The sequence below is a fragment of the Streptosporangium sp. NPDC050148 genome, from assembly GCF_055586505.1.
The window spans coordinates 165,698-177,848 of record NZ_JBVJIA010000001.1 but is presented as its reverse complement, the minus strand read 5'-3'; the positions used below and the strand labels follow the sequence as shown (position 1 = coordinate 177,848).

Annotated in this window: 8 protein-coding genes; 5 read left to right on the top strand and 3 right to left on the bottom strand. The window is 72.9% G+C overall.

Features of this window, described 5'->3' with window-relative positions:
• Window positions 1-143 precede the first annotated feature (143 nt).
• Together ACZ6RT_RS00740 and ACZ6RT_RS00735 are read left to right on the top strand one after the other, a co-directional pair.
• A complete protein-coding gene (locus tag ACZ6RT_RS00740; protein WP_399187008.1) occupies window positions 144-1,037 on the top strand; it encodes a carbohydrate kinase family protein in 894 nt (297 codons plus the stop codon).
• Between the two features lie 189 nt (window positions 1,038-1,226).
• On the top strand, window positions 1,227-4,028 hold the full coding sequence (locus ACZ6RT_RS00735; protein WP_470151616.1) for an ABC transporter substrate-binding protein: 2,802 nt from the start codon (window positions 1,227-1,229) through the stop codon (window positions 4,026-4,028).
• 16 nt (window positions 4,029-4,044) lie between these two features.
• On the opposite strand, the gene ACZ6RT_RS00730 is transcribed toward ACZ6RT_RS00735, so the two are convergent.
• Complete coding sequence (locus ACZ6RT_RS00730) at window positions 4,045-6,114, bottom strand: RecQ family ATP-dependent DNA helicase (RefSeq protein WP_470151867.1); 2,070 nt, start codon at window positions 6,112-6,114, stop codon at window positions 4,045-4,047.
• Window positions 6,115-6,243: 129 nt separating this feature from the next.
• Here ACZ6RT_RS00730 and ACZ6RT_RS00725 point away from each other — a divergent pair, with 129 nt between their 5' ends.
• Both ACZ6RT_RS00725 and ACZ6RT_RS00720 read left to right on the top strand, forming a co-directional pair.
• Entirely contained in the window at window positions 6,244-6,852 is a 609-nt protein-coding gene (locus ACZ6RT_RS00725; protein ID WP_470151614.1) for a GNAT family N-acetyltransferase, read from the top strand.
• Window positions 6,853-7,180: 328 nt separating this feature from the next.
• Window positions 7,181-9,697: a DNA gyrase/topoisomerase IV subunit A gene (locus ACZ6RT_RS00720; RefSeq protein WP_470151612.1), complete on the top strand. Its 2,517-nt coding sequence runs from the start codon at window positions 7,181-7,183 to the stop codon at window positions 9,695-9,697.
• Between the two features lie 589 nt (window positions 9,698-10,286).
• Here ACZ6RT_RS00720 and ACZ6RT_RS00715 read toward each other — a convergent pair.
• Window positions 10,287-10,664, bottom strand: a complete 378-nt coding sequence (locus tag ACZ6RT_RS00715; RefSeq protein WP_399187012.1) for a VOC family protein — start codon at window positions 10,662-10,664, stop codon at window positions 10,287-10,289.
• Between the two features lie 400 nt (window positions 10,665-11,064).
• Window positions 11,065-11,382, bottom strand: coding sequence for a hypothetical protein (locus tag ACZ6RT_RS00710; protein ID WP_399187013.1), 318 nt, complete (start codon window positions 11,380-11,382; stop codon window positions 11,065-11,067).
• A gap of 167 nt (window positions 11,383-11,549) precedes the next feature.
• On the opposite strand from ACZ6RT_RS00710, the gene ACZ6RT_RS00705 reads away from it, so the two are divergent.
• Window positions 11,550-12,044, top strand: a complete 495-nt coding sequence (locus ACZ6RT_RS00705) for a beta-class carbonic anhydrase (protein WP_399187014.1) — start codon at window positions 11,550-11,552, stop codon at window positions 12,042-12,044.
• Window positions 12,045-12,151 lie beyond the last annotated feature (107 nt).

Genomic DNA, 12,151 nt, shown 5'->3' with positions numbered 1-12,151 from the left:
CGACTCTGGTCCGGTGTTCGGTCAAGGCCCCACACGCTGGCCGGAAGCTGTTAGGTTTTTGGCGGCCGGAGGCACGGTCAGCGGTACGGCTCAAGGCACGTATAGAGGCATGTCGGCATCGAAGGCAGCAAGGTGGTGACATCATGACGCGGGTGGTCGTGGTGGGCGATCTCATGACCGACGCGGTCGCCCGGGCTCGCTACCCGCTGGCCAGGGCGAGTGACACACCGGCGATCGTCACCATGCACGGTGGCGGGTCGGGTGCCAACATCGCCTCCTGGCTCGCCGTCGAGGGCACCGAGGTCGCCTTCATCGGACGGCGCGGCGCCGACATCACGGGCCGCAACCGCGACATGGAGCTGATGGGGTACGGCGTCGACGCCCGCCTCGTCATGGATCCCGAGCGTCCCACCGGCACCTGCGTGGTGCTCGTCACCCACAAGGGCGAGCGCACCATGCTCTCCGACCCCGGTGCGAACGCGGCCCTGTCCCCCGAGGACCTGCCCCGCGACCTGTTCTCCCAGGGCGGTCACCTGCACCTGTCGGGCTACACCCTCATCAACGAGGGGTCGCGCGAGGCCGGTCTCGCGGCCCTGGAGCTGGCCCGCCGCGCGGGGATGTCCGTCTCGGTGGACTGCTCCTCGTCGGCGCCGCTGGAGCGCACCGGCGCCGAGCCGTTCCTGGAGTGGACGCAGAACGCCAAGCTGCTGTTCGCCAACGCCGACCAGGCCAAGGTCCTCACCGGCCGCGACGACCCGGCCGCCGCCGCCAAGGTGCTCACCGCGTGGTTCCCGCAGGTGGTCGTCAAGCTCAACGACGAGGGCGCCCTGTGGTTCGGCAACAACCGTCCCGACCCGGTCACGGCTCCGGCCGAGGCCGTCGAGCGCGTGGTCGACGGCACCGGCGCGGGCGACGCCTTCACCGCGGGCTTCCTGCCCGCCTGGCTCGGCGGCAAGCCCCCGGCCGAGGCGCTGGCCGACGGGTGCCACCTGGCCTCCCGGGCCATCTCGCACCTCGGCGCCCGTCCCCGTCTCTGAGCCGGCTGCGTCCGTCCCGTCCGGCCGGGCCGATGCGGTCGTCGGGCCCTCAGGGCGTGGACACCCCGTCCCGCGGTACGGGGGACATGAGGCGGCCGGGCGTCGCGAGGATCGCCAAGCCCTCCCTGTGAGCGGATCGATTCAATATCGTGGTCGGGTCACGTTCATCGCGACCCCTGGAGTGACGGCATGCCGGAGCCGCTCCCCCTGCGGCAGGGTGACCCCGAGCGAATCGGCGAGCATCGGCTGGTCGGCTTCCTCGGAGAGGGCGGCCAGGGCGTCGTCTACCTCGCGCTGACGCCCTCGGGAGAGCGCGTCGCCCTCAAGGTGCTGCACGCCAAGCTCGCCGACGACCCCGCGGCCCAGCGACGTTTCCGGCGGGAGGCCGAGGCCACCCGCCGGGTCGCCCAGTTCTGCACCGCCCGCGTGCTGGAGGTCGACACCGTCGGCGCCCGGCCGTACATCCTCAGCGAGTACGTGGACGGCGAGTCGCTGCATCAGGCGGTGCTGCGGGACGGCCCGCGCGCGGAGCACGCGCTGCTCAGGCTGGCCGTCGCCACCGCCACCGCGCTGGTCGCGATCCACCGTGCCGGGATCGTGCACCGCGACCTCAAGCCGAGCAACGTCCTGCTGGGGCCCGACGGCCCGCGCGTCATCGACTTCGGCATCGCCAGGGCGCTGGACGCCGGGCAGAGCGTGACCAGCGGCGTGATCGGCACACCGGCCTACATGGCCCCCGAGCACTTCCACGGCCAGGACGTGGGCATGGCGGGCGACGTGTTCGCCTGGGCCGGGACCATGGTGTTCGCGGCGACCGGGCGGTCACCGTTCGGTTCGGGCGACCTGCCGGTGGTGATGCACGCGATCCTGTCCGGCACCCCTGATCTGTCCGGGGTGCCGGAGTCGCTGCGCCCGTTGCTGCACGCCGCCTTCGCCAAGGACCCCCGGGAGCGCCCGACCTCCGGCGAGGTGCTGGACGCGCTGCTGAACCCGGGCGGCGCCTCCGTGCCCGGCCCGGCGTCCCGGCCCGAGGTCCGTGACGCCCCGCCGCCTTCGTCACAGTCGTCCCCCGTGCCGTCGTCCTCCGTGCCGCCGTCCCCGGTGCCCCCGTCACCGTCCCCGTCGTCACCGTTCCTGCCGTCACCGTCACCGTCACCGTCCCCGTCGTTACCGTCGTCGCCGGCGCCGTCCTGGGGGTTCAGGACCTCTCCCCTCGGCGGGCTGAGACGCCACCGTCGCGTCCTGACCGCGGGCGCGGCGGTCGTGACGGCGTGCGCGCTGGTCGTCGCGCTCTGGCCGAGGACCACCGGCGGCTCCGGCTCCGGGCCGCCCTCGGGACAGGCCGTCGCGGGGGCCGCGCGGACCGGGCCCGACGCGGCCCTGACGTCCATCGCCGCCCCCTCGGCGAAACGGGGCGGGACGATCCGGATGGCGGCCTCGTTCACCCCCGACTCCCTGGACCCGGGCAACAGCTACTACGTCTCGCTGTGGAACGTCATGCGGCTCTACGGACGGTCGCTGACGATGTACCGGCCCGCTCCCGGCCGTGCGGGCCGGGAGCCGGTGGGCGACCTGGCCGAGGGGCCGGGCGTCCCCGCCGACGACTCCCGCACGTGGACCTACCGGCTCCGCGAGGGCCTCAGGTACGAGGACGGGACGCCGATCGTCTCGGCGGACGTCAAGCACGCGGTGCTCCGCACCCTGGACAGGGACGTCCTCGACGAGGGGCCGCACCACTTCAGGTCCCTGCTCGACCTGCCGGAGGGCTACCGCGGCCCCTACCGGTCGCCCGGCGCCGACACCTCATCCGCGATCGAGACACCCGACGACAGGACGATCGTCTTCCACCTGCTCAGGCCGTACCCCACCTTCGACCACGTCGTCCAGAGCCCGCAGACCATGCCGGTCCCGCCCTCCAAGGACACCCGCCAGAAGTACGGGAGCCGGGTGCTCTCCTCGGGCCCGTACCGGTTCGGCACCCTTCGCGAGGGCAGGCGGCTCGTCCTGGTCCGCAACCCGCGCTGGTCGGCCGCGACCGATCCGCACCGCCGGGCGCTCCCCGACCGCTACGAGATCGACTTCGGCCTGGACCAGGACACCATCGACAGCAGGCTCGTCTCCGAGGACGTGGACCTGGACCTCGCCGCCAGGGCCGATGTGGGGCTGGCCGACCGGATCGCCGCACGGCCCGACCTGCGGGCACGCTCCGACGTGGCCACGGTGAACCAGCTCCGGTTCATCGCGCTCAACCCCGAGGTGCCCCCCTTCGACAACGTGTCGTGCCGCAGGGCGGTGTTCGCGGCGGCCGACCGGGTGTCGCTGCGCGACGCCTTCGGCACCGGGCTGCGCTCCGGCAGGATCGCCACCGGCCTGCTCGCCCCCGGCGTCTCCGGGTACCGGCCGCTGAACCTCTACCAGACCGGTGGCGGCGACCTGGAGAGCGCCCGGGGGCACCTGGCCGCGTGCGGCAGGCCCGGAGGCTTCACGGCCAGGATCGGCTACCGGACGGACCGGCTGGGTGAGCCCGAGGCCGCCGACCGGCTCAGGCGGTCGCTGGAGCGGGTCGGCATCCGGCTGGCCCTACGGGGGTTCCCAGAGGAGGACTACCTCGACGACCACGGCGGCAACCCGGCCGAGCTGAGAAGGGAGGCGATCGGCCTGGTGATGATGCGCTGGAACCCCGACTGGCCCGAGGGACGCGACTACCTGTCGTACATCGTGGACAGCCGCGAGATCGAAGACGGGGGGTCGTTCAACGTGAGCGTGCGGCTGCCCGAGGTGGACCGCCTGCTGGACCGCGCCTACGTCGAGACCGACGCCGCCCGCCGCGAGGACCTGTGGTCCCAGGTCGACCGGGCCGTGATGGAACAGGCCGTCATCCTGCCCGTCCAATGGGAGACGCACGTCCTGCTGCGCAGCGGCCGCCTGACCAACGTGCACGTCAGCGACATCTTCCAGGACTACGACTACCTGAACATGGGCGTCTCCTAGCCCTCGGGGGCGGGCGCTAGCTGGTGACCGCCAGGGCCAGGGGCAGCACGGCCGGGGCCCCGGCGTGGCGGAGCATCGCGGCGCCCAGGGTCATCGTCCAGCCGGTGTCGACCAGGTCGTCGACGAGCAGGACGGGGCCGCCCGCCGAGGCGACGGCCGCGCCCAGCGCCGCGGGCATCGCCAGGGTGCCCCGGACGGCCTGGACGCGCTGGGCGCTGTTGAACTGCCGTCCGGGCGGGCCCGACCGGTAGCCGAGGTCTCCCAGGTAGGTCAGCCGTCCCACCTGCGCCACCCGCTCGGCCAGGCTCCGCACGAGCAGCGGACGGCTCGACGAGGGCACCGCGACCACGCCGACCGGGCGCGACTCCCACTGCCAGGAGGAGAGCACCGTGACCACGGCCGCGAAGACGTCGTCGGGGACCGGTCCGTCCGGGGCTCCCTCGGCGAGCAGGGCGCGCAGCCGGTTGCCCCAGCCGATGTCGGTGAGCCTGCCCAGCGCCCGGCCGGGTTCGGCGCCCAGCTCCGGCTTGATCCTGCCCTTGAGGTCGGTCAGGCCGGTCGGCCACTGCCTGCGGGCCTCGACCTCCACCCCGGGCCGCTGCAGCCGGTCGGCGGCGGCCCGTACGGCCTGCTCGTCGACCTCGGCGCTGCGGTGCGCGCCGGTGCAGTTGTCGCAGCGCCCGCACGGGGAGGCGGTGTCGTCGTCCAGGCGGCGGCGCAGGAACTCCTCGCGGCAGCCGGTGGTCTCGATGTACTCCAGCATGGCCCGCTGCTCGGCCTCGCGCTCGGCCGCGACCCGGGCGTAACGCGGGGCGTCGTACCCCCAGGGTTCGCCGGTCGACTCCCAGCCGCCCTTGACCCGGCGGACCGCGCCGTCGACGTCGAGGACCTTCAGCATGGTCTCCAGGCGGCTCCGGCTGAGGTCCACCCGGTTCTCCAGGGCCGCGGTGGACATCACGCCGCCCTCCTCCAGCGCGGCCAGCACGGACCGGACGACCGGCTCGGGCGGGAAGGCCAGCGAGGCGAAGTAGGCCCAGATGTCGCGGTCCTCCGCGCCGGGCAGCAGGATCACCTCGGCCCGCTCGACCCCGCGCCCGGCGCGCCCGACCTGCTGGTAGTAGGCGACCGGGGACTGGGGGGCGCCGACGTGGACGACGAAGCCGAGGTCGGGCTTGTCGTAGCCCATGCCCAGGGCGGAGGTGGCGACCAGGGCCTTGATCTTGTTGTCGAGCAGCGCCTGCTCGGCGACGAGCCGCTCGGCCTGCTCGGTCTGCCCGGAGTAGGCGATCACCTCGTGACCCTGCTCGCGCAGGTAGGCGGCGATCTCCTGGGCGGCGGCCACGGTGAGCGTGTAGACGATGCCGGAGCCGGGCAGCTCGTGCAGGGTGTGGGCCAGCCAGGCCAGGCGCTGCTCGGCGCCGCGCAGGCGCACGACCCCCAGGTGCAGGCTGTCGCGCTCCAGCGCGCCGCGCAGCACGAGCGTCTCCTCGCCCATCTGCTCGGCGACGTCGCGGGTCACCCTGGCGTTGGCGGTGGCGGTGGTCGCCAGGATCGGCACGCCCTCGGTGAGCTCCTCGAACAGGGTGCGCAGCCGCCGGTAGTCGGGGCGGAAGTCGTGACCCCAGTCGGAGATGCAGTGCGCCTCGTCGACCACGATCAGGCCCGCGCTCTCGGCCAGCTCGGGCAGCACGTGGTCGCGGAAGTCGGGGTTGTTGAGCCGCTCGGGACTGACCAGCAGCACGTCCACCTCGCCCTCTGCGACCTGGGTGTAGACCTGCTCCCACTCCTCGGGGTTGGCCGAGTTGACCGTGACCGCGTTGATCCCGGCACGTTCGGCCGCGGCGATCTGGTTGCGCATCAGGGCCAGCAGCGGTGACACGATCACGGTCGGTCCCTCGCCCAGCTCGCGCAGGAGCGCGGTCGCGATGAAGTAGACCGCCGACTTGCCCCAGCCGGTGCGCTGCACCACGAGGACCCGCCGACGATCCATGACCAGGGCCTTGATGGCCGCCCACTGGTCCTCGCGCAGCCGGGCGTGCTCCCCGGCGAGCGCCCGCAGCCGCTCCTCGGCCTCTTCGCGCAGCATCAGCTCTTCGCTCACCCGGTCATTGGTACCAGGTCCGACCGACTGTTTTCTCCCGGCTCCGGCGCGGCGGGGAAGGCGGGGAGGGCACGGGACCCGGCCGGTTCCCCGTCATGGTTTGATGCATCCACCATGGACGTCACCACCCGCTACCTCGAGCAGACCTCGCCGTCGGACCTGCGGCCCGCGAGACCGCCGTCGATCGAGGTCGACGTCGTACGCGCCGAGTCGCCCTCCCCCGAGTTCGGCCGGTTCCTCTACACGGCGGTCGGCGGGGACTGGCACTGGACCGAGCGGCTGCCCTGGACCTGGGCGGAGTGGGCGCGCTGGCTGGAGGGCGTGGAGATCTGGGTGGCCCACCACCGCGGCTCCCCCGCGGGCTACGTCGAACTCGCCGCGCAGGACGACGCCACCGTCGAGATCACCTGCTTCGGGCTGCTGCCCTGGGCGATCGGCAAGGGTCTCGGCGGGCACCTGCTGGCGGCCGGCACGGCCCGCGCCTGGGACCTGGCCGACCGGTGGCCGGGGCGGGAGCCGACCCGCAGGGTGTGGCTGCACACCTGCTCGCTCGACGGCCCCGCGGCGCTCGCCAACTACCTCGCCCGCGGTTTCAGGCTCTACGACACGCGGGTGAACGTGCCCGGGGACGAGTACGAGGGCGCCCCGCCGCCCGGTCCCTGGCCCGGGGCGGGGCCCCGCCCCGGCGTCCCCGGCGCCTCTTGTGCTCCGGGCGGCCCCTGAGGTGCGCGGGAGCGGGCGGAACGACGACGGTCCGCGGCGCCGGGGCCCGCGCCCGTACCCATGATCACGGTGATCCCCGAGCGTCCCCGGGCCGCGCGGGACGGCGACGGGCCGCGCCACGGGCCGGACGGGGCCCGGAAGTGTCGGACGGCGTGGGTATGGTATCGAGTCTCGGTACGATGTCCGGTCGCCCCCGTCGCCGGTCCTCCGCCGGACACTCCGGCCCGGTGTTCCCCGGGACCCGGCGCCAACGCTTCGCCCACGATGACAGAAGGAGGATGCGCCTCCCCCTCGGCCTGACCGCCGGGGCGCACGCGCAGGAAAACAGATGGCTCGACGGACGACCACACCCCCGACCGACGAGGGCTTCGAGGAGCGGATCGTCGACATCGACGTTTCCACCGAGATGCGCACCAGCTTCCTCGAATACGCATATTCGGTCATCTACCAGCGTGCGCTGCCCGATGCCAGGGACGGCCTCAAGCCGGTCCAGCGGCGCATCCTCTACTCGATGAGCGAGATGGGCCTGCGGCCCGACCGGGGTCACGTGAAGTCCTCCCGCGTCGTCGGCGACGTGATGGGCAAGCTCCACCCGCACGGCGACACCGCCATCTACGACGCGCTGGTCCGGATGGCCCAGCCCTTCTCGATGCGCCTGCCGCTCATCGACGGCCACGGCAACTTCGGCTCCCCGGACGACCTGCCCGCCGCGATGCGCTACACCGAGGCCCGGCTGGCCTCGGCGGCCATGGCCATGGTGCAGTCGATCGACGAGGACACCGTCGACTTCAAGCCCAACTACGACGGCCAGGAGACCGAGCCCACGGTCATGCCCTCGGCCTTCCCCAACCTGCTGGTCAACGGGGCGACCGGCATCGCGGTCGGGATGGCCACCAACATGGCGCCGCACAACCTCGTCGAGGTGATCGCCGCCGCCCGGCACCTGATCAAGAAGCCGGAGGCGACGCTCGACGACCTGATGCGCTTCGTACCAGGCCCCGACCTGCCCACCGGCGGCACGATCATCGGCCTGGACGGCGTCCGGGACGCGTACGCCAAGGGCCGGGGCACGTTCCGGATGCGCGCCAAGTGCTCCGTCGAGCAGGTCAGCGCCCGGCGCAAGGGCATCGTCGTCACCGAGCTGCCCTTCAACGTCGGCCCCGAGCGGGTGGTCACCAAGATCCGGGAGCTGGTCACCGCCAAGAAGCTCCAGGGCATCTCCGACCTCAAGGACCTCAGCGACCGCCACAAGGGCCTGAGCCTGGTCATCGAGATCAAGAACGGCTTCATCCCCGAGGCCGTGCTGGAGGAGCTCTACCGGCTCACGCCGATGGAGGAGACCTTCGGCATCAACAACGTCGCGCTGGTGGACGGCCAGCCGCGCACGCTGGGCCTGCGCGAGCTGCTGCAGGTCTACGTCGACCACCGCATCGACGTGGTCCGCCGCCGCTCGCTGTACCGCAGGCGCCGGCGCGAGGAGCGCCTGCACCTCGTCGAGGGCCTCATCGTGGCCCTGCTCAACATCGACGAGGTCATCCAGGTCATCCGCTCCTCCGACGACTCCGCCCAGGCCCGCGAGCGCCTGCGGGAGGTCTTCGACCTCTCCGAGATCCAGGCCAACTACATCCTGGACACCCCGCTGCGCCGGCTGACCCGCTACGACAAGCTGGAGCTGGACCGGGAGAGCGAGACGCTGCGCGACGAGATCGCCGAGCTGACCGCGATCCTGTCCTCCGACGACAGGCTGCGCAAGGTGGTCTCCGACGAGCTGGCCCAGGTCTCCAAGACCTACGGCACCCCCCGCCGCACGGTGCTGCTGGAGGCGTCGGGGATGGCCAGGAACGTCTCGGTCCCGCTGGAGGTGGCCGACGACCCGTGCCTGGTGCTGTTCTCCTCCACCGGCCTGCTGGCCCGCACGCACGACGCCTCCCCGCTGGCGGCCGACGGCGACCGCTCGGCCCACGACGTGCTGCTCTCCGTCGTGCGGAGCACGGTCAGGGGCGAGGTGGGCGTGGTCACCAACCAGGGGCGGATGATCCGGGTCCAGGTGGTCGACCTGCCCACCCTGCCCCGCTCGGACAACCCGCCCTCGCTGTCGGGCGGTCACCCGGTCGCGGAGTACGTCACCTTCAACCCCGGTGAGACGGTCGTCGGTCTCGGCTCGCTCGACCCCGACGGGCCCGGCCTGGCACTGGGCACGGCTCAGGGCGTGGTGAAGAGGGTCGTGCCCGACTATCCGGCCAACCGCGACGACTTCGAGGTCATCGGCCTCAAGGAGGGCGACAGCGTCGTCGGGGCGGTGGAGCTGACCAGTGAGGAGGACGACCTGGTCTTCATCACCTCCGACGCCCAGCTGCTGCGTTATCCCGCCTCGGTCGTCCGGCCGCAGGGCCGTCCGGCGGGCGGCATGGCCGGGGTCCGGCTGGACGGCGGCGCCACGGTGATCTGGTTCGGAGCGGTCGACCCCACCCGCGAGTCACGGGTGGTGACGATCGCCGGTTCGTCGACCGCGCTGCCCGGCACCCAGGTCGGCGGCGCCAAGATCTCCGACTTCGCCGAGTACCCGGCCAAGGGCCGGGGCACCGGCGGCGTCCGCGTCCAGCGCTTCCTCAAGGGCGAGGACGTGCTGCTGCTCGCCTGGGCGGGCCCGGCCCCGGTCCGCGCCGCGTCGGCCGTGGGCAAGCCCGTGCCGCTTCCCGAGGAGCTCGGCCGCCGCGACGGTTCCGGGCTCCGGCTCACCCATACCGTCTCGGCCGTGGGCGGTGCCCTGGGCGCCGGCGGGCCCCGGGCGTCCCGGGAGTCCGGCGGGAGGCACTCCGTCCCGCCCGCTCCGCCCGGGGAGTGACCCGACCGGCAGGTCCGGACCGACCTGGTCCGGCGCCGCCCGCTCCGGGCGGGGTGTGACCCGGTTCACGGGTACGGGCCGATCCGGCCCGGCGCCCCGCCCACTCCGGCCGGGGAGTGATCCTCCGGCCCTGTGGGAGACCTCGCCGAAGGCGACCTCCCGGCTCTTGCCGGGAGGTCGCCTCCCGGTCTTGGCGGAGGGCGGGCCTTCCGGCCCTGCCGAAGCGGACCTCCCCACCTGTTCGAGCCAGACCTGCTCGGCCGGGCCACCGAGGACCTTTCCCGGTACGTGCCGGTTCCAGGACGTCCCGGGGACAGACCTCGGTGCCTCCGGAGGACGGGCCTTCCAGCCTGTTCGCGCCAGACTCTTCTCGGCCGGGCCACCGAGGACCATTTCCGGGACGTGCCGGGGACGAGCCCTTCCGGTCCCGCCGAAGGACGGGCCTTCCGGGTCACGTCGGAAGGCCCCTTCGATCCGTGCCCGTTCAGGACCCGCCGCCCGGTGCGGGTCGCGAGCGGACACGGGCGCCGGAAAGGCCCCGGGGGCGGCACAGGACCGCCCTGGGAGGCCCTGAGATCCCCCAGGACGGTCAGTCCACGCAGAAGCAGAACGGATGCCCGGCGGGGTCGAGAAAGACCCGGAAATCCCCCTCCCCGCCCTCCTCCTCGGCCGGCTGGTGCGAGTGCTTGACCGCTCCCAGCTCCAGGGCGACCTTCTCGGCCTCGTCGAGGTCCTCGACGGTCAGGTCAAGGTGGAACTGCTGCGGCCTCTCGTTGCCCGGCCAGTCGGGCGGCCGGTGGTCGGGGGCGAGCTGGAAGCAGAGCCGTCCGGGGCCGTCGCCGGTGGCCACCACCCAGTCGTCCCTGCTGCTGTCGACCTTCCAGCCCAGCAGGGCGACGTAGAAGTCGGCCAGCCGCTTGGGGTCCGGGCAGTCCAGAACGATCGACCTGAATTGCGCGATGCTCACTCTTCCTCCTGATCTCGGCATCGACGGGGTGTCCGATGGTGCCACCGGAGGACCCCGGCCGATGTTCGCCCCCGGCCCCGGCGGACCCCGGACGGCCCCGACAGGCACTGACAAGCGCCGACCGGCGCCGGGCGCTCCGGCACGTGAGGGCCGTGACCTCGATCCGTGTTTCCCCGGCGCGCCGCCTCAAACCCGGTGCCGCACCCTCATGACCGGTGCCGTGTCTCCGTGACCGACGCCGTGTCTCCGTGACCGGTGCCACACCCTCGTAACCGGCACCGCGTCCCCGTGAAACCGGCACCGCACCCTCATGACCGGCATCGCGCCTCGTGACCGGTGGCGCGTCCCCGTGACCGGTGCGGGCCCAGGGGGCGACGTCGGCCCGGGCACGGCGCCGGCCTCAGGTCAGCGCGCCCTGGAGCGCGAACCGGATCGCCATCAGCAGCTGCCATGGCTCCCCCGACTCCCAGAAGCGGACGACCTTGGCGACCCGGTCCGTCGGGCTGAAGTCACCGTCCCCATCGGGGCCGAAGCACCCCGCCTCCGCCAGAAGCCGTACGAACGGATCGTCCTCCTGCAGGGAACGGGTGTAGACGGCCGCGTCGAGCAGGGCCAGCGCCGAGCGTGCGTTGCGCCCCCCGTCCCTGGCCTCGACCCGGTCCAGCTTGCGCCTGCCCTGGTCACGGAGATAGTCGGCCAGCGATTCGGTCCTGCTCATTGCCTCTCCACACCTGTCGGACGTCGGGTGACGACATCATCACGGAAAGCGACGGAGCATGGCAGGATCTTGGTCAAGTCCTCACTCGATACAGGCCCGGAAACAATCCTGAAACGGGCATGAAGCATCATTGATCTGCTGACTTCCACCGACCGAGGGATGCGTACGTGAGTGCCTTCGACGACCTGCTGGCCGCCAACGAGGATTTCTCCGCCACGTTCACCGACTCCGAGCTGACCGGCAGGGCCGCGCGCGGCCTTGCCGTGGTCACCTGCATGGACTCTCGGATCGACCCGCTGGGCGTGTTCGGCCTCAAGCGCGGCGACGCCAAGATCCTCCGTAACGCCGGGGCCCGGGTGACCGACGACGTCCTGCGCACGCTCGTCCTGGCCGTCAACCTGCTCGCAGTGGAGCGGGTGCTGGTCATGCCGCACACCGACTGCGGCATGACCAAGGTCACCGACGAGGAGGTGCACGCGATCGCCGCCCGGCGCGGGGTCGACACCCGCAGCCTGGACTTCCACACCGTCCCCGACCAGGACGCCGCGCTGCGTCACGACCTGACCCGGATCAGGACCAGCCCGTTCCTCCCGCCGGGCATGCCGGTGGGCGGCGCGGTCTACGACGTGCGCACCGGGAAGCTGCTTCCGGTCGACATCTGAGCCTCAGGGCCCGGGGGGGGGGGGGGGGGGGGGGGGGGGGGGGGGAGGAGGGGGGGGGGGGAGGGGGGGGGGGGGGGGGGGGGGGGGGGGGGGGGGGGGGGGGGACG